This is a genomic window from Actinomadura gamaensis, from assembly GCF_042652125.1.
Classification (GTDB): domain Bacteria; phylum Actinomycetota; class Actinomycetes; order Streptosporangiales; family Streptosporangiaceae; genus Spirillospora; species Spirillospora gamaensis.
This window is the reverse complement of sequence record NZ_JBHSIT010000005.1, coordinates 375,505-397,738: the sequence shown is the minus strand read 5'-3', so window position 1 is coordinate 397,738 and position 22,234 is coordinate 375,505. Positions and strand designations below refer to the sequence as shown.

20 protein-coding genes are annotated in these 22,234 nt (G+C 74.5%); 10 read left to right on the top strand and 10 right to left on the bottom strand.

Annotated features, from left to right (window positions below):
* Nucleotides 1-13 precede the first annotated feature (13 nt).
* Nucleotides 14-454 (bottom strand): DUF7144 family membrane protein, encoded by a 441-nt coding sequence (locus ACFPCY_RS19535; protein WP_378257098.1) that lies wholly within the window; start codon nucleotides 452-454, stop codon nucleotides 14-16.
* A gap of 234 nt (nucleotides 455-688) precedes the next feature.
* Here ACFPCY_RS19535 and ACFPCY_RS19530 point away from each other — a divergent pair, with 234 nt between their 5' ends.
* Both ACFPCY_RS19530 and ACFPCY_RS19525 read left to right on the top strand, forming a co-directional pair.
* Nucleotides 689-1,303 carry an HdeD family acid-resistance protein gene (locus tag ACFPCY_RS19530; protein WP_378257096.1) on the top strand — a complete coding sequence of 205 codons (615 nt, stop codon included), beginning with the start codon at nucleotides 689-691 and terminating at the stop codon, nucleotides 1,301-1,303.
* A 163-nt stretch (nucleotides 1,304-1,466) separates the two neighbouring features.
* A complete protein-coding gene (locus ACFPCY_RS19525; protein ID WP_378257095.1) occupies nucleotides 1,467-3,698 on the top strand; it encodes a winged helix-turn-helix domain-containing protein in 2,232 nt (743 codons plus the stop codon).
* Nucleotides 3,699-3,779: 81 nt separating this feature from the next.
* On the opposite strand, the gene ACFPCY_RS19520 is transcribed toward ACFPCY_RS19525, so the two are convergent.
* Nucleotides 3,780-6,779, bottom strand: a complete 3,000-nt coding sequence (locus ACFPCY_RS19520) for a winged helix-turn-helix domain-containing protein (RefSeq protein ID WP_378257094.1) — start codon at nucleotides 6,777-6,779, stop codon at nucleotides 3,780-3,782.
* An 80-nt stretch (nucleotides 6,780-6,859) separates the two neighbouring features.
* Nucleotides 6,860-7,846 carry a universal stress protein gene (locus ACFPCY_RS19515; protein WP_378257092.1) on the bottom strand — a complete coding sequence of 329 codons (987 nt, stop codon included), beginning with the start codon at nucleotides 7,844-7,846 and terminating at the stop codon, nucleotides 6,860-6,862.
* 788 nt (nucleotides 7,847-8,634) lie between these two features.
* Between ACFPCY_RS19515 and ACFPCY_RS19510 the strand changes: the two genes are divergently transcribed.
* Together ACFPCY_RS19510 and ACFPCY_RS19505 are read left to right on the top strand one after the other, a co-directional pair.
* Complete coding sequence (locus ACFPCY_RS19510) at nucleotides 8,635-9,426, top strand: GAF and ANTAR domain-containing protein (RefSeq protein WP_378257091.1); 792 nt, start codon at nucleotides 8,635-8,637, stop codon at nucleotides 9,424-9,426.
* 14 nt (nucleotides 9,427-9,440) lie between these two features.
* A complete protein-coding gene (locus tag ACFPCY_RS19505) occupies nucleotides 9,441-10,181 on the top strand; it encodes a GAF and ANTAR domain-containing protein (RefSeq protein ID WP_378257089.1) in 741 nt (246 codons plus the stop codon).
* Between the two features lie 116 nt (nucleotides 10,182-10,297).
* Here ACFPCY_RS19505 and ACFPCY_RS19500 read toward each other — a convergent pair whose 3' ends face one another.
* Nucleotides 10,298-10,618 carry an STAS domain-containing protein gene (locus ACFPCY_RS19500; protein WP_378257087.1) on the bottom strand — a complete coding sequence of 107 codons (321 nt, stop codon included), beginning with the start codon at nucleotides 10,616-10,618 and terminating at the stop codon, nucleotides 10,298-10,300.
* A 419-nt stretch (nucleotides 10,619-11,037) separates the two neighbouring features.
* On the opposite strand from ACFPCY_RS19500, the gene ACFPCY_RS19495 reads away from it, so the two are divergent.
* Together ACFPCY_RS19495 and ACFPCY_RS19490 are read left to right on the top strand one after the other, a co-directional pair.
* On the top strand, nucleotides 11,038-11,763 hold the full coding sequence (locus tag ACFPCY_RS19495; protein ID WP_378257086.1) for a PAS domain-containing protein: 726 nt from the start codon (nucleotides 11,038-11,040) through the stop codon (nucleotides 11,761-11,763).
* Nucleotides 11,764-11,866: 103 nt separating this feature from the next.
* On the top strand, nucleotides 11,867-12,775 hold the full coding sequence (locus tag ACFPCY_RS19490) for an SMP-30/gluconolactonase/LRE family protein (RefSeq protein WP_378257084.1): 909 nt from the start codon (nucleotides 11,867-11,869) through the stop codon (nucleotides 12,773-12,775).
* Between the two features lie 146 nt (nucleotides 12,776-12,921).
* Here the strand turns inward: ACFPCY_RS19490 and ACFPCY_RS19485 are convergent, their stop codons facing one another.
* Complete coding sequence (locus ACFPCY_RS19485) at nucleotides 12,922-13,149, bottom strand: hypothetical protein (protein ID WP_378257083.1); 228 nt, start codon at nucleotides 13,147-13,149, stop codon at nucleotides 12,922-12,924.
* Between the two features lie 253 nt (nucleotides 13,150-13,402).
* On the opposite strand from ACFPCY_RS19485, the gene ACFPCY_RS19480 reads away from it, so the two are divergent.
* Entirely contained in the window at nucleotides 13,403-13,606 is a 204-nt protein-coding gene (locus ACFPCY_RS19480; protein ID WP_378257081.1) for a cold-shock protein, read from the top strand.
* 166 nt (nucleotides 13,607-13,772) lie between these two features.
* Here the strand turns inward: ACFPCY_RS19480 and ACFPCY_RS19475 are convergent, their stop codons facing one another.
* Complete coding sequence (locus ACFPCY_RS19475; RefSeq protein WP_378257079.1) at nucleotides 13,773-15,002, bottom strand: MFS transporter; 1,230 nt, start codon at nucleotides 15,000-15,002, stop codon at nucleotides 13,773-13,775.
* 72 nt (nucleotides 15,003-15,074) lie between these two features.
* On the opposite strand from ACFPCY_RS19475, the gene ACFPCY_RS19470 reads away from it, so the two are divergent.
* Entirely contained in the window at nucleotides 15,075-15,917 is an 843-nt protein-coding gene (locus tag ACFPCY_RS19470) for a LysR family transcriptional regulator (protein ID WP_378257077.1), read from the top strand.
* 178 nt (nucleotides 15,918-16,095) lie between these two features.
* Here ACFPCY_RS19470 and ACFPCY_RS19465 read toward each other — a convergent pair whose 3' ends face one another.
* Nucleotides 16,096-16,875 (bottom strand): SGNH/GDSL hydrolase family protein, encoded by a 780-nt coding sequence (locus ACFPCY_RS19465; protein ID WP_378257076.1) that lies wholly within the window; start codon nucleotides 16,873-16,875, stop codon nucleotides 16,096-16,098.
* A 53-nt stretch (nucleotides 16,876-16,928) separates the two neighbouring features.
* Nucleotides 16,929-17,483, bottom strand: a complete 555-nt coding sequence (locus ACFPCY_RS19460) for a NuoB/complex I 20 kDa subunit family protein (protein ID WP_378257073.1) — start codon at nucleotides 17,481-17,483, stop codon at nucleotides 16,929-16,931.
* Between the two features lie 84 nt (nucleotides 17,484-17,567).
* Here ACFPCY_RS19460 and ACFPCY_RS19455 point away from each other — a divergent pair, with 84 nt between their 5' ends.
* Entirely contained in the window at nucleotides 17,568-18,440 is an 873-nt protein-coding gene (locus ACFPCY_RS19455) for a LysR family transcriptional regulator (RefSeq protein ID WP_378257071.1), read from the top strand.
* 71 nt (nucleotides 18,441-18,511) lie between these two features.
* Here ACFPCY_RS19455 and ACFPCY_RS19450 read toward each other — a convergent pair whose 3' ends face one another.
* Nucleotides 18,512-19,588, bottom strand: a complete 1,077-nt coding sequence (locus ACFPCY_RS19450; protein ID WP_378257069.1) for a DUF2207 domain-containing protein — start codon at nucleotides 19,586-19,588, stop codon at nucleotides 18,512-18,514.
* 134 nt (nucleotides 19,589-19,722) lie between these two features.
* Nucleotides 19,723-21,537, bottom strand: coding sequence for an asparagine synthase-related protein (locus ACFPCY_RS19445; RefSeq protein WP_378257068.1), 1,815 nt, complete (start codon nucleotides 21,535-21,537; stop codon nucleotides 19,723-19,725).
* A 243-nt stretch (nucleotides 21,538-21,780) separates the two neighbouring features.
* Here ACFPCY_RS19445 and ACFPCY_RS19440 point away from each other — a divergent pair, with 243 nt between their 5' ends.
* Nucleotides 21,781-22,215 carry a hypothetical protein gene (locus tag ACFPCY_RS19440; protein WP_378257066.1) on the top strand — a complete coding sequence of 145 codons (435 nt, stop codon included), beginning with the start codon at nucleotides 21,781-21,783 and terminating at the stop codon, nucleotides 22,213-22,215.
* Nucleotides 22,216-22,234: the final 19 nt, after the last annotated feature.

The following is a 22,234-nucleotide window of genomic DNA, read 5'->3' as shown; positions in this document are numbered from 1 at the left end:
CACGCTCACCGCCTCACTCGCGCCAGCCGCTCTCGGCGGCCTGCCGCGAGTAGACCGCCAGCGCCCAGATCACCGCCGCGTCCAGCGCGACGATCGTCAGGGACCAGACGGGGTAGTAGGGGATGAAGGCGAAGTTCACGATGCCGCTGACGACCGCGCAGGCGATGCCGATGACGCGCGCCCACAGCCGCCCGTAGAGCACGTAGAACCCGGCCACCGCGACCAGGATCCCGATGACCATGTGGATCCAGCCCCACGCGGTGACGTCGAACTTGAACACGTAGTCGCCGCGCAGCACGTAGACGTCGTCGTTGAGGATGGCCGCCAGGCCCTGGATCGCCCCGAACGTGCCGGTCATCACCATCATGATCCCGGCGAACAGGGCCAGCCCCCGGGCCCACTTGACCGCCGCTCCTCCGCTGCCCCGTCCTCGGGGATGCGTTCCCTCTGCCATGTCGGCCGCTCCTGTCACCTCACGATGCGTACTGGTCGGGCCCACCTTCGGTCCGCGAGGACGGGACGGGATCACCCCCAGCGGATGAGAAACCCGGCCCCGCGCGCCGCGCCGCAGGGAATCGGCGGGTCACTCGCCGGGGAGGATGCGGCGCCCGTCCGGACGCGGTGCCATCGGCCGGACGGAACGCCGCCGGCCCGCCGGCGGTGTGCGGACACCGGGAGGCAGAGCGGCATGAGCACGACAACTCCGGGATCGGCCGGGGCGACCGGCCACCCTCCCGAGGAGACCTTCGTGGCGCGGTACGCCAAGGAGTCCTGGCGCGTCGGGACGGCGGCCGGGGTCCTCACCACGGTGCTGGGCGTGGTCCTCGTGGCGTGGCCGAAGGCGACCGTGTCCGTCGTCGCGGTCGTCTTCGGCATCCTGCTGCTGGTGAACGGCGTCCTGCAGCTCGTGCGGGCCGTCGCGGCCGACGAGGCCGCCGCCGGGGCGCGGGTGCTGTACACGCTGCTGGGCATCCTCTCGATCATCGTGGGACTGCTCGCGCTGCGCTCGCCGTTCCAGACCGTCACGGTCCTCGCCGTGCTCGCCGGGCTGTTCTGGCTCGTCGGCGGGATCATCGAGCTGATGGTGGTCGTCTCGGACCGGAACCGGCCGCACCGCGGCTGGGCCGCCGCGCTCGCCGGGCTGTCGGCGCTCGCGGGGCTGGTCGTGCTGGCCTATCCCGACATCACCCTGGTCGCGCTGACCTGGCTGCTGGGACTGTGGCTGATCACCTGGGGCCTGCTCAGCACCGCGCTCATCCTGTGGATCCGGCACCGCGTCAAGGCCGAAGGTCACCTCTCCTAGCCGCGTCCGGCGCACCGGACGCCCCGGCGCGGCCCCCCGTTGACTCGTCCCCGTCCGCGACGAACAATCTCGGCACGCGACGAGAGGCACGGCCATGCCACGAGATCGCTGGAGAAGGCGGAAGGGCGGGACGGCCGGCGGCGCGTCACCCGACGGCATCGCGGTGACGAAGGTACGGGCGCCCGAGCCCCGCGACGAATGGATCAGCCGGTCCCGGCTCGTGCACCGCCTGATCGACGCCCGGTCGCAGCGGCTGGTGGTCGTCGCGGCCCCCGCCGGTTACGGCAAGACCGCCCTCGCCACGCTGTGGCGCACCGATCCGGACGAGACCCGCCGGTGCGCCTGGGTCACCCTGGACGCCGGCGACAACGACCCGCCCCTGCTCTGGGCGTCGATCCTGCGGGCGCTGGCCCAGAGCGCGGCCGTCACCGGGACCGAGGCCGCCGCGCACGCCCTGGAGGACCGGACGGCCGAGATCGGCGACGCGTTCCTCGGGGAGATCGTCAACCGGCTCGCCGAGCACGGCGACGGCGTGGTGCTCGTCCTGGACGACTGCCACCGGGTGCGCGACGCCGACTGCGTCCGGCAGCTCGAGGCGCTCATCACCCGGCTGCCGGCGGACTCGCAGGTCATCCTGCTGACCCGGACGGCGCCGCCGCTGCCGCTGGCCCGCTTCCGCGCGTCCGGCGACCTGGTGGAGCTCGGCCCGGACGACCTGCGGTTCACCGCCGAGGAGACCGGCCGGTCCGTCCGGCGGATCGGCAACGCCCAGCTGTGCGACGACGTGCTGGACGTCCTCGTCGAGCGGACCGAGGGCTGGCCCGCCGGCGTCCAGTTCGCGGCGCGGGGCATGCGCGGACACCGGGACCCGGCCGCGTTCGTCCGCGCCTTCGACGGTTCGCACCGCTACGTCATGGACTACTTCTGCGAGGAGGTCCTCGCCCCGCTGCCCGACGAGCTGTACCGCTTCGCCGTGCGGCTGTCGGTGCTGGACTCGTTCTGCGCCCCGCTGGCCGCGGCCGTGACGCACGACGCGTCCGCCGGGGCGCTGATCGCCGAGATGACGCAGGCGAACCTGTTCGTCGTCCCGCTGGACGACACGCGCCGCTGGTACCGCTACCACCGGCTGTTCCGGGACGTCCTGCACCGGCTGCTGACGTCCGACGAGCCTCCCGTCGCGCCGCTGCTGCACCGGCGCGCGAGCGGCTGGCACGAACAGCACGGGCGGATCGGCGCCGCGGTCGAGCACGCCCTCGCGGCGGGCGACCCCGATCGCGCCGTCGGCGCGGTCACCGCCCACTGGGCGACCCTGGCCTTCGCCACGGACGCCCCCGCGCCGGACGGCGACGGGAGCACGACGCTCGAACGCTGGGCCGCCTCGGTCGGCCCCGAACGGCTGGCGGAGGATCCGGTCGCCGCCCTCTGCGCGGCCTGGATCGCGGCGCTGGCGGGCGACCACGCGCTGAGCGCGCGCCGGCTGGAGACGGCGCGCGGGCTCGGGCACACCGGCCCGCTGCCGGACGGCGCGGCGACGCTGGAGTCGTCGGCGGCGATGCTGGAGAGCACGCTGGGCACCGCGGGCGCGCACGGCATGCTCGCCTCGGCGCGCACCGCGGTGGCCCTCGAACGCGATCCCGCCACGCCCTGGTACGCGATGGCGCGCTGCAACCTCGGCTGCGCGCACTACCTCGCCGGGGCGTACGCCGAGGCCGCCGACCCGCTCCGGGAGGCCGCCGCGAGCAGCACCGCCTTCGCGGTCACCCGCGTGCGCGCGCTCGCGACGCACTCCATGGTGGCCGCCGAGGTCGGCTGGGAGGCGCAGGCCGCCGACCTCGCCGAGGCGGCGACGGCCCTCGCGGACCGGCACTGGCCCGCCGGATCACCGCACGCCGCCCCCGCCGGCACGGCCAAGGGCGCGCTGCTCATGCGGCTGGGCCGTCCCGCGGAGGCGAGCGAGCTGCTGGCCCGCGTCCAGAGCTCCTACCGGCGCTCCCCGCTGCTCGCGGGCTGGCCGGTGCTGGAGAACCTGCAGCTGCTCGTCGGCGCCCTGCTCGACCTCGGCCGCGAGCAGGAGGCGCAGGCGCTGGCCGCCGAGGCCGCCGACCTGCTGGCGTCGCTGCCCGCCGACACCGACCGGCTGCGGGTGCGGCACGCGCGGATCCAGCGGCAGCTGAGCACCCTCACCGACACGACCGTGCCGCTGGAGCCGCTGACCGCGCGCGAGGTCGCCGTGCTGCGGCTGCTGCGCAGCGACCTGTCGCTGCGCGAGGTCGGCGCGCGGCTGTACGTCTCGCAGAACACCGTCAAGACGCACACGCGGGCCATCTACCGCAAGCTGGAGGTCGGCTCGCGCGAGGAGGCGCTGCGCCGCGCCCAGGAGGTCGGGCTCCTCTGAGCCGTCCGCGCCGCTCCGCACGTCGTCCAGGCGTGCCGCTCAGGCGCATGTTCACGCGCACGTCGTTCAGGCAGGCGTCGTTCAGGCGCGTTCGGCGAGGAGGCCGAGGCTTCGGGCGCGGCGCACCGCCTCGCCCCTGCGGGTCACTCCCAGCTTCCGGTAGATGCTCTTCAGGTGCGTCTTGATGGTGTTGACCGACAGGCAGAGGTCGTCGGCGACCTCCTCGGTCGTCATCATCCGCGCCACCCGGGACAGGACGTCCAGCTCGCGCGGGCTCAGCTCGCCGACCGCGGGCGCCTCCCCCGCGTCCGGCGGACGCGCCGGCGGCGCGAGCCGCAGCGGCCCGAGCAGCCGCCCGTGCGACCGCGCCAGCTCCGGCTCGCGGAACAGGACGGGCCGGAGCCAGGGCGCGGCCAGCGCGAACGGCAGCCTGATCTGGTCCCGGTTCGCGAGCCGCAGCGCGCGGTACAGGCCCCGGCGTCCCTCCGACGCGTTCCCGGCCCCGTAGGCGAACCGGGCCGCCAGCAGCCACGCCGCGACGCGCAGCCCCACCGCGCCTCCCGCGGACGCCACCAGTGCCCGGCGGACGGACTCGGCCGCGACGGCGGCCACGGCCGGGTCGTCACCGCACGCCTCGGCGCACGCCAGCGCGAGGGCCGAGGCCGGAGTGCCCGCCCCGCCCGCCCGTTCCGCCGCGTCCCGCGCGGCGGCGGACGCACCGGACATCACGTGCGCCTCGGCCGCCGCCAGCCGCAACCGGCGTTCCAGCCAGGGCACGCGCGCCGCCGGGCCGCGTCCGTCCGATGCCGCGAGCAGTTCCAGCGCGCGGCCGGGCCGTCCTTCCGCCGTCTCCCAGCGCGCCTCGGCGAGCCGGTGCACCAGCGACAGCAGCGCGTCCGGGCGGGCGCGCAGGGCGGCGCCGGCCGCGTCCAGCTCCTCCCGCATCGCCGGAAGCGCCCAGCGTTCCAGGTGCACCAGGGCCGCCGCGAGGTGGACGGCCGCGACGCGCCGTCCGGGCGGTCGCACCGAGACCTCGGGGAACTGCGAGGCCCGCGCGACGAGCGCGGACGCGACGCCGACGCGGCCGAGCAGCACCGCGCAGAGCGCCTGGTAGCCGACCGCGAGCCGCCGCTGGTGGTCGCCTCCCGCCCGGTCGGCGGCGGCGCGGGCCTTCTCGAACGACCGCGCGGCCTCGGCCAGCCGCCCGCCGCGCAGGTGCGCGGCGGCCTGGACCGAGGTGAACAGCGCCCGCAGCTCCGGGTTGTCCTCCAGCGCGCGGTCCCGGCTGCCGAACGGAAGCGCGTCCGGGTCGCCGGCGGCCCTCCCCGCCCCCGTCACGAGCGAGTCGAGGGAGCGGTCGCGGGCGAGGCGGACCGCCTCCGCGCAGAACCGCGCCGCCCGTCCCTCCCCGGCCGGCAGGGACGCCAGCACGCGCCCGGCGTGCTGCAACGTCACCGCGCAGCGGCGCTCGTCACCGTCCGCCACGGCCACCGCCGCGGCGACCACCGCGGGTTCCGGCTCGGCGCGGGAGAACGCCAGATCCCTCGGCATCCCGCGGAACAGGCCGGTGAGCGGATCGTCGGGGCGCAGCCCGATCACCCGGCCGACGGCGAGCCGGTCGACCGCGATCCACGCCGCGTAGCGCCAGTCCCCGGCCAGTCCGGCGTGGCGGACGGCCTCGGCCAGGTGTCCCGCGCGGTCGAACCAGGCCGCCGCGCGCCGGTGCAGCACGGCGTACCTGCCCGGCGACTCCTGGAGCAGCATCGTCCGGAACGCCTCGCGGAACACCCGGTGCGGCCGGAACCAGCCGTCCCCCGCGGGCCGGAAGAAGCAGTTGCGGCGCACCCGCTCGGCGAAGACCGCGCCGAAGGCCTTCCCGTCCCCCGCCTCGCCCGGGGCGGCCGTGTCCTCGCCGAGCAGGACGGCCGCCAGCTCGGCGTTCACCTGGTCCAGGACGCTCGTCCCGAGCAGGAACCGCCGGACGTCGGCCGGTTGCGCGTCCAGGACCTCGTCGTCCAGGAACTCCACGATCGCCGGGTCGCCGCCGCCGTACCGCTCGGCGAACGAGTCCGGATCGGGGTGGCCGCGCATCGCGAACGCGGCGAACCGCACCGCGGCGGCCCATCCCCCGGTGCGTTCGGTGAGAGCGCGCAGCGCGGACGGCCCGAGCGACACCCCGTGCTGGGCCAGCACCGCGGCGACCTCGCGCTCCCCGAACGCCAGGTCCGCCATGCCGACCTCCGTCAGGCGGCCGGCGAGGGCGAGGCGGCGCAGCGGCAGCGGCGGGGCCGCCGAGCAGACGACGATGACGCCGAGGGTGTCGCGCGCGTGGTCCAGCAGGTACGTCACGCACCGCGCGGTCACCGAGTCCCGCTCCGGCGGGAAGTCCTCCAGGACCAGCGTCACCGGCGCCTCCAGACCGGCCAGGACGGCGGCCAGCGCGCTCAGCGCGTCGACCCGCCGCAGGTCCCGGCGGGTCTCCCGCCGGAGCTCCCACCCGGTTTCGCGCCGCAGCTCCCGCCCGGGCTCACGCCGCAGCTCCCGTCCGGCCTCCCGCCGCAGGTCACGTCCGGGCTCACGACGCAGATCGCGCCCGGATTCCCGCCGCAGATCGCGACCGGGCTCACGACGCAGATCGCGCCCGGATTCCCGCCGCAGATCGCGTCCGGGCTCACGTCGCAGTTCGCGGCCGGATTCCCGCCGCGGCTCCCGTCCGGGCTCGCGACGCACTTCACGCCGGGGCCGCCATCGGGCGACGCCGCCCGGTTTGACGCCCGCGTCCGCCAGCTCCGCCGCGAAGCCCGCGCAGAACTCCCCGACCGTCCGCGCCGGGCGTCCCGGCCGCATCCACACGACGGGCCGGTCCCGCCGGACGGCGGCCCACGACTCCACGGCCGCGCTCTTGCCCGAGCCCGGAGGCGCGGCGACGACGGTGAGCGTGCCGGCGGCCGCGCCGCCGATCCGCTCGATCAGGCGGGGCCGCGCCAGGATCTCGTCCGGTGCGGGCGAGGCCGCGGCGTCCCTCGTCGGCACCCGGCGAACCGGTGCCTTCGGGACCTCCAGTTCCGAAGGAGCGCTCACGATCGCCTCCGTCCGCGAGAGGACTCGGTGCCCAGGTCTCCTACGCAGGGAGGCGACCCGGCAACCCTCGGTGCCCCGCCTCATCCGGGTGAGAACGCCTCACCCGGATGAGGCGGACCGTGCCCGCCGACGTCCGCCGGCGTCCAGCGGGCGGCGGGAACGAGCGCGACCGGGCACGGGAGGGCCTGGAGCATCGCCTGGCTCGTCGAGCCGATCCGCCGCGGCGGCGCCCCTCCGGGCGTCCGGTCGCCCAGCACCAGCAGCTGGGCGCCCTCGGCGGTGCGGGGCAGGAACCGGCGAGGCGGCTCGTCGAGGAGCGTGGTCCGCACGGCGACGGTGGGGTGCCGTTCGCGGCAGTGCTCGACGGCCTCGATCACGCCCACGTGCCCGAGCACGTTCCGTTGGGCGAGCTCTGCCGCGAGCTCTCCCGCGAGCACTCCCGCGACCTTTCCCGCAGGCTCTTCCGCGAAGTCTCCGGGGAGGCCTCCGGCGCGGTCCTCCGCGAGCTCCTCGACCGTCGCTGCCGCGCCGTTGCCGTGCACCACGTGCACGCGCCATCCCTGCAACGCCGCCTCCTCGAATCCGAACTCCAGCGCGGCCGTCCCGGCCGCCGAGCCGTCGAACCCGACGACCACCCGCCCGTCCCCGGCGGGCGCCTCGCGGACGACGATCACGGGACGGTGCGCGCGGGCGGCCATGCGGAGGGCCGTCCCGCCGAGCGGCGGGTCGTCGTGCCCGTTCGCGCCCACCACCACCAGCGCGGCCCAGAGCGACTCGCGCAGCAGTTCCACCGCGACCGGCCCCTCCAGCAGCCGGCCCTCGACCTCGGTCCTCGGGGCCAGCTCCCGCGCGATCTCGACACCGCGGTCCAGCGCCTGCCGGGCGGTGTCGCGGAGGGCGTCCAGGACCTCCGGCTCGGCCTTGAGATCGGGATACGGCCACTGCCAGACATGGCAGACGAGCAGCCCGCCACGGCGGCGGCGGGCCTCGTCCACCGCCCACCGCAACGCGCGTTCCCCTTCGCGCAGGCCGTCATAACCGACCAGGACGTACGGAGCCGTGACCATTCCAACTCCTTTGCCGACTCCCTTTCCATGACATGCCGGGCCTCGGGCGAGAGCAAGGGACCTTCGTCTCCCCACCCGTTCGCCGCGCCCGCCCTCCACCACCCGGCCCTGCCACGCCTCACCCCGAGGGGGCCCGCTGAGCTGGGTGAACGGTCACCGCTCCGCGCGTCCACCCGCGCCGGCGCCCGGTCGGCGACGGCGCCGAGAAACGGTCCGGCGGGATTTCGGCCGCACTTTCGGCGGCCCTTCCGGAGCCGGGCCGGAACACCGCAGCCCGCTTCATCTGCTCTTTCCCGCTCACCTCCGGGACCGTTCGATAGGAGATTGAACGCCGTCCGATCGCCCATTCGGCCGAAAAAGGGACGAAAGTCCTCCCATCCGGCTCCCGCCTCACCGGCCGTGGCCGTCACGGAAGGGTCGGCTTCGCGGCCAAGTCGCACCGGGGGGTCTAGACTCGGAGACAACCGATACCGTGCGGCCATGCGCCACGGTGGACGGTGACGCCGCTCCAGACCCCGGCGGCTCGCGGAGATGTCCGAGCCTCGGGAGCGATCGTCATGACCACCATGACACGGCGCCGTTCCCGGCCGCCCGGCACGCGCTCGCCCGTCCCCTCCGGGATCCTCGCGTCGTGCCCGCCGCCGACCGGACCCCCGGCGCGCCGCACGTCCGGCGGCGACACGGTCCCGCGGCGCCCCGAGACGCGCGGGAGCCCGACGGCTCCGGCGGAAGCGGCCCCCCGCCCTGCGGCGGCCGAGCCGGCAGGGCCCGAGCAGGGACGGTGCACCGTGGACGACCAGCACAGCGGCCGGGTGTGGGCGGCGATCAACGCCGTCGCGCGCCAGCACGACGCGCCGGTGTCGGTGCTGCACGCGGTGATCGCGTGTGCCCGGGAGCTGGCGGCGCTGGGCGCCGGGCTGTCGATGAACCGCGACGGCCAGCCGCGCGAGCCGGTGCTGGCCACCGGCCCGCGCGCCGAGCAACTGGAAGAGCTCCAGTTCACCCTGGGAGAGGGCCCGTGCAGCGACACCGTGGTGCAGCACGGTCCGATCCTGGTCTCCGACCTGACCGCGCCCGAGGCCGAGGTCCGCTGGCCCGCTTTCGCGCCCGCCGCCGCAGGCCAGGGCGCGCGGGGCATGTTCTGCTTCCCCGTCGCCGCCGGCGCCGCCCAGCTCGGCGTCCTGGACCTGTACCGGTCGGCGCCCGGCCCGCTGGAGCGGCACGAGCTGCTGCAGGCGCTGCTGTTCGCCGACGCCGTCCTGGTGCTGGCCCTGGACGAGCGCGGCGGCCTGCACCCCGACCTGGAGCGCGTGATCGACGGCGCGTTCGCCAGCCGCCGCGCCGAGGTCCACCAGGCGACCGGGATGGTCGCGGTCGACCTCGGCGTGGACATCACCGACGCGCTGACCGCGCTGCGCGCGCACGCCTACGCCACCGGACGGCGCCTGAACGACGTCGCCGCCGACATCCTCGCCGGCCGCCTGCGCCTGGGCGGAGGCCCCGGGCCCGCCCGCGGGCGCCGGCCCTCCCGCCCGCCGCCGCGCGACGGCCAGTCCCCTCCCCCCGACACCGACCAGTAGCAGGAGCACCAGCGATGGCCGCGTCCGAGCACCGGGTGCAAGAGGTCTTCATCGAACTGACCGACACCCTCGTCGCCGATTTCGACATCATCGAGTACCTCGACCGGCTCGCCGCCCGCTGCGTCGAGATCCTGGGCGTCGACGCCTGCGGCATCCTGCTGGTCGACCACCACGGCGCCCTCAACCTGGTCGCCGCCTCCACCGAGGCCGCCCGCCTGGTCGAGCTGACCCAGCTGCAGAACTCCGAAGGCCCCTGCCTGGACGCCTTCCGCACCGGCCGTCCCGTCCAGGGACCCGGCCTCGACGGGCCCGCCTCCCCCTGGCCCCGGTTCGCCGCCGCCGCCGTGGCCGCCGGATACACCTCCGTCCAGGCCCTGCCCATGCGGCTGCGCCAGACCATGCTCGGCGCGCTCAACCTGTTCAGCGTCACCTCCGGCCCGGTCTCCCCGGCCACCGTCGCGCTCGGCCAGGCCCTCGCCGACACCGCCACCATCGGCCTGGTCCACCAGCGCGCCCTGGCGCGCCAGGAGGTCATCACCGAGCAGCTCCAGACCGCCCTCAACAGCCGCGTCATCATCGAGCAGGCCAAGGGCTACCTCGCCCGCCACCACGACATCAGCGTCCAGGACGCCTTCCTCGCCCTGCGCCGCCACGCCCGCACCACCGGCCGCCTGCTCACCGTCGTCGCCGCCGACGTCGTCCACGGCAACCTGGACATCGCCGTGCCTCCGGCCGACCCGTCGGCCACGATCTGACCGCCCGGCCACCCGACCGGCGATCACGCCGCCCGGCGACCGCGCCGCCCGGCGTCCGTGCCGCCCGGCGTCCGTGCCGCCCGGCGTCCGTGCCGGCCGTCCGCTCCGGGGCCGCGTCAGCGGCGCGGGCGGGGCGCGAACAGCTCCTCGGTGTCCGTCAGCCGCAGCAGGCGCCGGACCGGGGGTGCGGGCGCGCGCAGGGACAGGGTCCGGCCGCGGGCGCGGGCCACGCGCCGGACGTGCAGCAGGACGGCCAGCCCGCAGCAGTCGATGAACTCCACCGACGACAGATCCAGGACGACCCGCCCGCCGGGAGCGTCCACGATCTCCCGCAGCCGGTGTTTCAGGACGGGCGCGGAGAGCAGGTCCAGGTCCCCCGCGATGGTGACCAGCCGGTCGGTCCGCTCTTCCATGACGTCCACGTCGAACCGCTTCACGAGACCCCTTTCGGCGGCGCGGCAGTTGACGAGCCCGTTCCGCGAGCGGGGGCTCCTGCTGTCCGGGCCGGAACACCACACCGCCGGGGTCTGGAGCAGCACGGCCGCGCGCCGGCTCGGCGGAGCCGATCCGGGGGGCCGGGAGAGCGTGTCCCGAACAATCCCTCCGTAGTCTAGTGACCACGCTCCGGGATCGACAGTGGCTTTCTTTCATTCGGCACCGGCCCTCGCCGGCCGCCGCCCGATGGCAGACTGGAAGAGGGGGGATCGGCGGCGCGTGGCCGAACGAGTCGTCTCATGCCGTGAAGTGCTCTCATGGCGTGAAGCGTTCGCCGCCATGGCGTCCGGCGCGGATCCCGACATCTGTGGGTCGCGAGGGGCGGGCCGACGCGCACGCCCGCGCTTTCGGAGGTGCCACGATGGGACCGTTGCTGGGGGATGACGAGCGCGCCGCGGCCTTCTGCGCGGCGGACACGCCGCTTCTGATCGTGGACACCGGCCTGGTGATCCGCGACGTGAACCGGGCCTATCTGACCGCCACCGGACGCGACCATGACGAGCTGGTCGGCACTCCGATGTTCGAGGCGTTCCCCGACAATCCCGCCGACCCGGCGGCCGACGGCGTCGCCAAGGTCAGCGCCTCGTTCGAGCGGGTGTTCCGGCACGGCCGCCGCGACCACATGGTCCTTCAGCGCTACGACATCCCGCCCCGCGGAGACGGGGACGCCTTCCTGCGCCGGTACTGGACGCGGGTGAACAGTCCCCTGCGCGACCGCGACGGGCGCCTCATCGGCGCGATCCATCACGTCGAGGACGTCACCGGCGTCGTGGACGCCGTCCGGGGGCTGGACCCGTCCGCCGAGCCCGAGGGCGAGCCGCCGCTGGACGCCCGCGCCTGGACGGCCCTGATCAGAGCCCTGGCCCGCGAGACGCACATGCTCCGGCGGGACGGCTCGGACCGCGACCGGATCGGACGCGCGCTCGGAACCCACGTCCTGGTCGAGCAGGCCCGGGGCGTCATCGCGGGCCGCGACGACATCAGCGTCGACCAGGCCCTGAGCCGCCTGCGCCAGTACGCGCGCCGCGAGGGCCTCCCCCTCGGCGCGGTCGCCCGAGCCGTGGTCGAGGACGGCCTGGCGATCTGACCCGCCGCCCTCTCCGGCGGGCGGCGTCACCCCTTCCCGGGAGAGTTTCGGCCCGCGCCGCCTGGAGATCCTCACTGAGGGTGATCACTCGGGAGGAACGACGGTGTGGAACGAACTGCTGGCTTTGCGAGCCGTGCCGGGGCAGGTGCTGAGGGTGAGCATCCCCGACGGGCGGGTGTCGACGCTCGTCGAGGACGCGGGTCCCTTCCCGGACGGCCTGATCGTCGAGTCAGGCACCGTGTGCTGGACGACCATGGGCGCCCCGGAGACCGATCCCGCCAAGGGCAGGTCCGAGGCCGCCCTGGACTTCTCCGCCCGCAACGGCGGCGTCCACGCGGTCTCCCTGGACGGGAGCGGCAGGCGTGACGTCGTCCCCGCAGGATCGGTCACGACCGGCAAGCAGCTCGCCTCGGACGGCCGCGGCACCCTGTACTGGGGGGACCGCGAGGGCTGCCGGGTCAGCCGCGCGCGGACGGACGGCACCGGACTGACCGACCTGGTCGTCAACGACCCCGGCGAGGGGATCGCGGCCCAGTGCGTCGGCGTCGCGGTGGACCCGGCGCGCGGGCACCTGTACTGGACGCAGAAAGGCCCGGCCAAGGGCGGCAAGGGCCGGATCTTCCGCGCCGGGCTGGACCTTCCCCCGGGTGAGAGCGCCGAGCGGCGCTCCGACGTCGAACTGCTCTGGGACGGCCTTCCCGAGCCGATCGACCTGGACGTCCACGAGGGACGGCTCTACTGGACGGACCGGGGCGCGCCGCCCGGCGGCAACACGCTCAACCGCGCGCCGCTGCCCCCGTCCGGCCGGACGGGCGACGCGCCCGAGATCCTCGCGTCCGGTTTCGCCGAGGCCATCGGCCTCGCCCTGGACGCCGGGGCGGGCGTCGCCTACGTCTCCGATCTCGGCGGCCATGTCCGCGCGGTGCCGCTCCCCGGCGGCCCGGCCTCCGGGGAGGGGGAACGGGAGATCGCCGCCCTGCCCTTCCCCGTGAACGGCATCACCGGCCTCTGACCCGGCGGGACGTCCCGACCCGGCGAGAGGTGGATTTCACGGCGCGCCGCCCGGTATCGGCCGTCCGGCAAATTTCCGGTCAACAATCCGGGACGGCCGGACGAACCGGCGATTCGGCGCCGTCCGGCGCGGTCCGCGCGCGGTTTTCAGAGTTTCGAGAGCTTCGGGTAGGGCGAGAGGATCTTGACCTTCTCGGTACCGAAATCGATCAGGACGGCGCGGCCCGGCTCGACCCCGACGACCTGCCCGAGCCCGTACTTGTCGTGCGTGACCCGGTCGTCGAGCGCGAACTCCTGGACCGGCGGAGCGGCGGGCGGAGGCGGGAAAGGGCTGGTGGGCAGGTGCCGCCGCCCGGCGGGTTTAGAGGATTTCACTCTTGCAGTATGCGCCCCGGACCCGCCGTGACGGGACCCCTCCCCGACACCTGATGCCAAAATCACAGGTCACCGGGCCGGAACTCGTTCATGTGCTACTGTGCGAAGAGTTGCGGTTCCCATAGACATGTGCACGCGCCTGTTGGATGTGACGTCAGGCGCGTTTTTTGTTGTTCTGGATCTTCCGGATGGGCCATCGCGGCATCCTCGCCCGCGCACGGTGTGCGGGCGGGACCGACCAGAGGAGACCAGTATGGCCACCGGCACCGTCAAGTGGTTCAACGCGGAGAAGGGCTTCGGCTTCATCGAGCAGGACGGCGGCGGCTCCGACGTCTTCGCCCACTTCTCCAACATCGCCGGGCAGGGATTCCGCGAGCTCCAGGAGGGCCAGAAGGTGTCCTTCGACGTCACGCAGGGCCAGAAGGGCCTGCAGGCGGAGAACATCATCCCGGCCTGACCGCCGACCCCGCTGCGGGGCGCCCTCCCGGGCGCCCCGCAGCACCCCCGCGCCGGGGCCCGCCGAGCCGATCGGCGGGCCCCGGCGCGCGTCCGCCCTCTCGGGTCGAGCAGGCGCTTCTTCGGCGGCGTCGACGCCCGGCACCTCCTCGACGGCCCCGACGCGGTCATCCGGGGCGACCGGGTGCTGCACCTGAAGTACAGGGTGCGGCGCTGACCCGCCGGGGCGGGCGCGGACGGGCCGGTGCGCGCCGGGACAGCAGGTAGCCGGTCAGCGCGGTGGCGACTCCGGCCAGGCCGGCGGCCGCGAAGCCGCCGCCCGGCAGCGAGGCGTCGATCGCGGCTCCGACGACCGGGGTCCCGAGCGCGAAGCCCGCGCTGAGCGCCGACGACTGCAGGCCCGTCGCCTCCCCGCGGACGCCGACCGGCGCCAGGCGGCTCACGCCGTCGGCGATCGCCGAGAGGGTCGGCGCGGTGAGCAGTCCCGCGCCGGCGCCGGCCACGCACAGCCACTGCCAGCCGTCCGCCAGCCCGGCCGGGACGGTCGCCAGCCCGAGCAGGCCGAGCAGCAGCCACGTCGGCAGCGGACGGCGGAACGTGCCGTACACCAGCCCGCCGGTGATGGACGCGATCCCGTACACCGCGACGACCCCGGCAGCCCAGGACACCTGGCCGGCCTCCTTGAGGGTGGCGACGATCGCGAGATCCGTACCACCGAGCAGCATCGTGGCGCCGAACGCCATCAGCAGCAGCGCGACCATGCGCGGGCCCAGCCACTCGCGGCGGCGGGGGCGGACGGCCTGCGCGGCGTCCGCCTCGTGCTCGGCGCGCAGCGGCGGGTCCAGCAGCGCGAGGCCCGCCCCGCCCGCCACGATCGCGGCGCCGAGGCCCCACGCGACGAGGTTCGGGGACGTCTTCGCCGCGAGCAGGATCACGATCGGCGGGCCGGTCATGTAGGAGAGCTCGCCCTGCACCGATTCCAGCGCGAACGCGGTTCGGCGCTGCGCCGCCGTCGTCATCGCGGCGATCGCCTGCCGCGTCACCAGCGGGACGGGCACCATCCCCAGCCCCGCCGCGAACGCCGCGCCGAGCAGGACCGCGTACGGCAGCACCGGGACGCTCAGCCAGAACACCGCCTGCAGGACGACCGTGCCCACCAGGACGCCGCGCGCGCCCCGTCCGTCGATCAGGCGGCCGAGCAGCGGCCCGCCGAGCGCCATCCCGGTGGCCATGGCCGCCGAGACGCCGCCCGCGGCCGCGTAGTTCATGCGCAGGCCGAGCACGACGTACATCGTCAGCGCGGTCACGTCGGCCGTGATCGCGGCGCGGGCGAGCAGCGAGACGCCGAGCAGCGGCGCCATCCCCGGCACCGCGAGGACCTGTCGATAGCGGAACACCCGGACGACGCTAGATCGTCCGTCCGGCCATAGCTAGTGGTTAATTCGTTGCCCCCGGCATAATGAACGCTTATGGCCAGGGATCTGGAGACCGCGCTGCTGCGGTCGTTCGTCACCGCCGTGCGGGCGGGCAGCATCAGCCGCGCCGCCACCGCGCTCGGCCAGACCCAGCCCGCGCTCAGCCAGCAGCTGCGCAGGCTGGAGGGCACCGTCGGACGGCCGCTGCTGCACCGGTCGCCGTCCGGCGTGGCGCCGACCCGGGCGGGCGAGGAACTGCTGCCGTACGCCGAGCGCATCCTGTCGCTGTCGGCGCAGGCGCTCAGCGAGTCCGGACGCGCGCTCACCGGCCACTGCGGCGTCGGGATGCTGGAGGACCTCGCCGCGTCCCAGCTCCCGCAGGCCCTCGCCGACCTCGCCCGGCTGCATCCGGGCGCGACGCTGGAGGTGCTCAGCCTCTCCACGGCCGGGATGCGCGACGCCTACCGGGCGGGCCGCGTGCAGCTCGTCCTGGACGCGGTGCCGGACCTGCCCGCGCCGCCGCGCTGGACGGTCCGCCGCCCGCTCGCCTGGGCGGTCGGGCAGGGCGTGGACGTGACCGCCGACCCGCTGCCGGTGGTGCTGTTCTCGAGCCCGTGCGTCTGGCGGACGTCCCTGCTGGAAGCGCTGGAGCGCGCCGGCCGGCGCTGGCGGGTGGCGTTCGAGAGCAACAGCCTGGCGGGCGTGCTCGCCGCGCTCCGGGCCGGGCTCGGCGTCGCCGCGCTCATGCCCGCGAACCTCGAACCGGCCATGGCCTGCCACGACGCGGGCGCCCTGCCCGCCATGGCGGACGTCGAGCTCGGCCTCGTCCGGCACCCGCCGACCGAGGGCGATCCCCTCGTCGACGCCGTGGAGACCGCCCTGCGCCGCATGACCTGAGGCCGCGAGCGGCCCCTCGAACACGCAGGGGCCGTCGAACGTGCGGGGTCCGTCGGATGTGCGGGGTCCGTCGGGCGTGCAGGGTCCGTCGGACGTGCGGGGTCCGTCGAACGTGCGGGGTCCGTCGAACGTTCAGGGTCCGTCGGACGTGCGGGGTCGATCGGATGTGCGGGGTCCGTCAGATGTGCAGGGTCTTGCGGACGACGTCGACCGTGGCGGCGGAGATCTGCTGATGCCCGGCGGCGTTCGGATGGTCGCCGTCGTCGGAGAGGTAGTGGGTCTCGTCGTAGGCGTAGTCCGGGCCCTTGAACGCCTCGCGCAGGTCCACGTACGCCGAGCCGCTGTCGGTCGCGGTCTTCCGGATGATCTCGTTGACCTGCGCGGTCATCGCGGTCGCGGCGTCGGCGTAGGGCTTGCCCTGCTCCGCGGCGTACCGTCCGCCCAGCCACACGCTCCAGTAGTCCAGCAGGACGACCAGTACCTTGCGCCCGGCCGTCAGCTCGTGCACCCGCCGGACGATCTCCGACAGGTTCTGCTGCAGGCCGGGGATCCGCTTCTCGTAGCAGGCGGTCGAGGTGCCGCACGACTCGTCGAAGGACACGTCGTTGGCGCCGACCTCGATGTCCACCGCGTCGGCCTTCTCGACGCTCCTACTGGCCTTGGACGTGCTCGCGCGCAGCTGCGCGAGCACGTCCGCGCTCGTGTAGCCGCCGACGGCCTCGTTGGTCGTCGTCACCTGCCGGGTGCCCGGCACGGTCAGCGCCTTGGCGCTCAGCTCGGGGTAGGGATCGCAGCCGCAGTTGGCGCCCTCCGGCACCGAGTCGCCCAGGGCCACCACCGACCGGTCCACCTCGTGGCTCGGCGCGGCGGACTGCGAACCGCCGGAACCGCTCGAGCAGCCCGCGGTCACGACCGCGCACGCGACCGCGACCAGCGCGGCGCGTGGACTCACGCCCATGGCCCCAGACTACGCCCTGCAACGAGATTCCGACTGACCGCATCCGGAAACGCTCACTCGGCGCCGGAACGGAGGTCGATCAGCGGCAGCCGCGTGCGGCGGGCCTTCTCCTCCGCGGCGATCTCGGCGCGGCGGTGCGCGCCGAGCTTGGTCTGCCGGACCTTGTCGTGCAGCTTGACGATGGCGTCGAGCAGCATCTCCGGACGGGGCGGGCAGCCGGGCAGGTAGACGTCCACCGGGACGATGTGGTCCACGCCCTGGACGACGGCGTAGTTGTTGAACATGCCGCCGGACGAGGCGCACACGCCCATCGCGATGACCCATTTCGGCTCGGCCATCTGGTCGTAGAGCCGGCGCAGGGCCGGGGCCATCTTCTGGCTCACCCGTCCGGCCACGATCATCAGGTCCGCCTGCCGGGGCGTCGCCGAGGCGCGCTCCATGCCGAACCGCGCGAAGTCGTGCCGCGGGTCGCCGACCGCCATCAGCTCCATGCCGCAGCAGGCCAGCCCGAACGTCATCGGCCACATCGACGAGCTGCGCGCCAGGCCGGCCATCGTCTCGACGGTCGTGAGCAGGAAGTCGCCGGGGAGGTGTTCTTCGAGTCCCATAGTCCTTCCAGGCTGGCCGGGCCCGGGAGGGTGATCAATCGCCGATCCCGCCATGATCGTTAAGGCGCGCGACACAATGGGCGCATGGAGATGCGCGAGATCGAGGCGTTCCTGGAGGTCGCCCGCGAGCTGCACTTCGGCCGCGCGGCGCGGCGGCTGCGCACGTCCACGCCGCGCGTCAGCCAGGCGGTGCGCGCGCTCGAACGCCGGGTCGGGGCGCCGCTGTTCGAGCGGACGACCCGGCGGGTGCGGCTGACTCCGCTCGGCGAGCGGCTGCGCGCGGAGCTCGAGCCCGCGCACGACCGGATGGAACGGGCGCTCGCCGAGGCGCGCGGCAGCGCCGCCACCACCGTGCTGCGCGTCGGCGTCGCGACCAGCCTGCCCGCCGCGGCGGTCGAGGGCAGGATCCGGGAGTTCGAACGGTCGCGCCCGGACTGCGCGGTGGTCCGTTCCGCGCATCCGAACACCGAACCGTCCCGCTGGGCGGACGACTGGCCGGTGGACGTCTTCGTCGGCTGGCTGCCCGGCGACCCCGCGCCGATGGAGGCCAACGGCTTCCGCGTGGGGCGGGCGTGGCGCCGCGAGGACCGGGCCGTCCTGGTGGCGGCGGGGCACCCGCTCGGACGCCGCGCCGCGATCGACGCCGAGGAGCTCGCCGGCCACGACGTCCTGTACCCGAGCAGCATGCCGCCGGACCTCGCCGACCTGTGGATCCCGCCCGCCACGCCCGGCGGCGCGCCGCTGCGCCGGGTGGCCCGGCACCGGTCCGCGTCGCTCGAGGAGGCGGTCATGCTGGTCGCCCGGGGCGACGTGATCCACCTGACGGTCGCCTCGGTGCGCCCGGACGACCCGCGCGTCGTCACGGTGCCGGTGTCCGGCCTGCCGCCGATGGTCTGCGCGCCGGTCTGGCCCGCCGGCACGGGCGGCGACGCCCTCCGCGACTTCGTGGGCCGCTGACCGTTCCCGCCGTCCGGCCGGGGAAGGCGTCACCGGGAGCCGCCTACCAGAAGCCGCCTGCAAGGAGCCGTTTACCAGGAGCCGCCGTGACCGCCGCCGTCCGCTCCCCCGCCGTGGCCGCCGCCGTGGCCATGACCGCCGCCGCTGTCGAAGCCGCCGCCGCCGTCGCCGTGGCCGCCGCCCGCGAACCCGCCCGACGTCGCGCGGCTACGGGCCGGACGGCCCGACGGCGAGCGGACGTACGCCGGACGCGGATAACCGCCCTTGAACATCCCGCCCAGCGCGACGAAGCGTTCCTTCAGCGCTTCGTCCGCTCCGCCGAACGAGTACCAGCCGGCGTCCCGGACGTGCTCGCCGGCGTACCACTCCAGCCAGTGGTACTGGTTGAGCGAGAAGGCGTACGGCAGGTTCTCGTGCGGTCGCTTCCGGACGGCCGCCGAGTAGCCGAACATCCCGGTGTAGTCGTCGATCACCCGGTCGAGCGTGCCGTGGCACAGCTCGTCCAGCCGCAGTCGCCGCGCCAGCGCCACGAGCCCGAGAGCGAACACCGCCACACCGGCCATCGCGAGACTGCCGAACGTCTCCCGGACGAGCAGATCGACGGCCGCGAGCAGCACGCCGGCGGCGCCCAGGCAGGCGGCGGCGAACGAGTGCGTGCCGCAGGCGTCCCGGTAGGACGAGTCGGGCCAGACCGGGTGCATGTACGTCCGCACCCAGGGCAGCTTTCTCACTTCCTCGTGCGTCGCCAGGTACACGAGCCGGTGAAGCCGGTCGCCGAGTTCCTCGGACGGAACCGCCTCGTCCCCGAGAACCTCCAGGAACTCCGCCTCGTACGGGCGCAGGTCCGCCGGATCGGCGTCGCGGACGCGCCGGATCACCACCGGCTCGTCCTTCCCGCCCGGATCGTGGATGCGCAGATGCCCCCGGACGGCCAGCTCGATCGTGATGACGGCCGCCGGGTCGTGCATGAACGTTCCGCGCAGCCGGTCCAGCTGGTAGGGGCCGAGGTCGCGGTTCGGAGGACGGCCTGGAAGGGTGTCCCAGATCCGCCGGTCGTGCCTGCGCACGGCCGCGTCGACGGCGGCGACCGCGACGGCCACCGCGAGGCAGCACCAGCCCCACCATCCGACCGACCACCAAGCGTGCATCCGCACCCGTCCCTTCCCCACCGGATGCCGCTATGAAAGCACCCCGCGCGCCCCTTTCGCCGCCCCGCGTCGGCTGAGCGGACACCGGCGTCCTGATGCGAGAGTTCGGCGCGGCCGGCGCGACGGGCTGCGGGTCAGCCCGGGATCGGGATGCTGACCTGAGGGAGCTCCGGGAGCGGCTTCCGCCATTCCCCCGAGATCAGGACGCTCAGCGTGTAGACGTGCCAGATCTGCTTGGCCCACCGTCCGGGAGCGTCCCGCAGCGCGTCCCGGACGGCGGCCCGGTCGACGATGCCGAACAGCTCCTGCGGGCCGTCCATGATCTGTTCCTGGAGGAGGTCGCGGAACGCCGGGTCGTAGGAGACCCGCCAGTTGAAACCCGCCGTGCGTCCCTCGGGCACCAGCGCCTCGCGGGCCTTCCACGCCCTTCGTCCGATCAGCCGGGGCGGACGGTCGCGGTCGAAGCGCCAGCGCTTGCCCTCGGGCGGGATGGACGCGAGGGCCGGAGCCAAGGTCTCCAGCAGATGGAAGAGCGGGTACTCGCTGCATCGCCACTTGGGCGACAGCGCCACCGCCTCGCGCACGACCCGATTGTCGAAGAAGGGGTGGTAATAGGGCGAGTTCATGAGGGTCGCGGTGTGGGAGCCGACGATCCACCGTCCGGTGCGGAAGTACAGGTAGAGCTTGTCGAGGACGTCGAACCCGTCCACGTCCGCCCGCTCGGCCCACGGACGGTGGTCGGCCGCCGCGCGCTCGTCGGCCTCCGGCGTCATGATCCGCTCGGCGGCGTGGAAGATCAGGCGGACGCGCCCGCGCATCCCGTCGGGCGTGATGTCGTCCTGGTCGTAGAGGAAGCCCCCGCGCAGCGTCTCGCCGCCCGAGCCCGACGTCTTCGGGACCACCTCGAACGGCCGGTAGCGGTTGACGCTCTCGTAGGCGGAGTTCATCCCCTCGCACATGCGGATGAGGTCGTGCGCGCGGGCGAACGGATGCTGGACGGCCACGGCGTCGCGCCCGCGGTCCGGAACGGTGAGATCGACGGTGTGCTCGATCCCCAGCGCCGCCGCCACCCGCTCGGCTAGGACGACGTCCGGATCGTCGGCGAAACCGTGCGTGGTGGCGGTGAACGGGACCCCGGCGGCCTTGAGCACGGCGGCCATCAACCGGCTGTCGCGTCCGCCGGACAGCGCCAGGTTCACCGGGACGCCGTGACGCGCCAGCGGCGCCGCGGCGGCGACGAGCGCGCCGGCCAGCGGCTTGATCAGCTCCACGCCGTCCTTGCCGCGGCCCTCGCGCGGGTCCGGCTCGGGTGGCCGCCGGACGACCGTGCCGTCCCCGCGCGTCGCACGCAGCACCGAACCCGCCGGCAGCGCGCGCACGCCCCTGAACGGGGTGTCGTCGTTGGTGAAGAAGCCGTGCCGGACGAGCGGGTGGAGCGCCTCCAGATCCAGGTCGACCGCCGGATCGGCCCGCCCGGTCAGGGCGGCGCGCGCCACCAGGTGCACGAGCAGGGCGCGGCTGCCCACGATCCGGACGCCACCGGCCTCGGCGTGGTAGACCGGGCAGACGCGTGCCATCGCGGTGGCCGCCTCGACGCCGTCGGCGTCCGCTCGGAAGACGGAGAAGACGCCGCCGAGCCCGGCCGTGGTGGCCAGGAGGTCGTCCTTGGCGAGCAGCGGTTCCTCGTCCTCGCGGTCGGCGAGATATCCGCAGTAGCCGGCGTGCCGTCCTTCGCGCGCCTGCATGACGGGCGGCAGCAGCGGCGCTTTCGGCTCGTTCGACCAGCCCAGCAGCGCGACCCCACCGTCCGGTGCGACCCATTCCACCGCTTCGAGCGCCTCGGGGGGAACGGGCACGGCCTCCTCGACCGCCCGGCGCGCGACGGCCAGGACGAGCGGGTCGATGCGTCCACGACGCTCCTTGCCGGCCATCGCGAGATAGACGCGCACGCGCGCTCCACTGATTGAGGAAACGTGGCGGATGCGACAGATCACCAGTGGCCGCGGGCGTTGCCCTGACACCCGAATGAACGCCGCGGGTCAGGAAGGAGAACTCCGCCTGCTTCTACCACTGGGAAAGCGCGATTACGCCATCGCGCTGGGCGGTCTCAACGCCGACTCGACGTCCAACTGAGTTCGGCTCGGCTTCTACACGTTCGCCACCGACGGGACGGTCTCGGAACGGTATTGGCAATGGTCCCAGCGGACGCGCGTACGAAGGACCGACACGCGTCGTGGAACTCCCGAATCCCCGCCTCGACCATCGCGTCCGCCGACCGGTCGCAATTCGTGCACACCTACTTCCTGTGGAAGACGAACCGCGACGCGACCGGCTACCACGGCTACATCGACCGCGGCGACGGAACCATTCGGACTGCCTACTACGTCGCCCCGGCGAGTTCGCCCCCCACCCACCGCCGGGACACCCTCTGGCATTGGCACACCGATCTCGCCGACGCCCGCAACGAGACCTGCTACACCGGCAACTCGCACGTCAAGCCCATGATCCAGGTCGTGGACGACAACGGCGCCTTCCGCGGCTGGGTCGGCGTCGAGGTGTCCCTCAACGAGACGACCCCGGCCGGCGCTTACGACGACGACATCGGCGTCTTCCGCATCACGAGCTGAACCCGCACGTCCTCCGATC

Coding starts and splice junctions, on each gene's coding strand:
- ACFPCY_RS19530 (WP_378257096.1), top strand. CDS start 689: ATGAGCACGACAACTCCGGGATCGGCCGGGGCGACCGGCCACCCTCCC.
- ACFPCY_RS19440 (WP_378257066.1), top strand. CDS start 21,781: ATGGTCCCAGCGGACGCGCGTACGAAGGACCGACACGCGTCGTGGAAC.
- ACFPCY_RS19495 (WP_378257086.1), top strand. CDS start 11,038: ATGGGACCGTTGCTGGGGGATGACGAGCGCGCCGCGGCCTTCTGCGCG.
- ACFPCY_RS19515 (WP_378257092.1), bottom strand. CDS start 7,846: ATGGTCACGGCTCCGTACGTCCTGGTCGGTTATGACGGCCTGCGCGAA.
- ACFPCY_RS19460 (WP_378257073.1), bottom strand. CDS start 17,483: ATGGGACTCGAAGAACACCTCCCCGGCGACTTCCTGCTCACGACCGTC.
- ACFPCY_RS19455 (WP_378257071.1), top strand. CDS start 17,568: ATGGAGATGCGCGAGATCGAGGCGTTCCTGGAGGTCGCCCGCGAGCTG.
- ACFPCY_RS19450 (WP_378257069.1), bottom strand. CDS start 19,588: ATGCACGCTTGGTGGTCGGTCGGATGGTGGGGCTGGTGCTGCCTCGCG.
- ACFPCY_RS19480 (WP_378257081.1), top strand. CDS start 13,403: ATGGCCACCGGCACCGTCAAGTGGTTCAACGCGGAGAAGGGCTTCGGC.
- ACFPCY_RS19505 (WP_378257089.1), top strand. CDS start 9,441: ATGGCCGCGTCCGAGCACCGGGTGCAAGAGGTCTTCATCGAACTGACC.
- ACFPCY_RS19465 (WP_378257076.1), bottom strand. CDS start 16,875: ATGGGCGTGAGTCCACGCGCCGCGCTGGTCGCGGTCGCGTGCGCGGTC.
- ACFPCY_RS19470 (WP_378257077.1), top strand. CDS start 15,075: ATGGCCAGGGATCTGGAGACCGCGCTGCTGCGGTCGTTCGTCACCGCC.
- ACFPCY_RS19535 (WP_378257098.1), bottom strand. CDS start 454: ATGGCAGAGGGAACGCATCCCCGAGGACGGGGCAGCGGAGGAGCGGCG.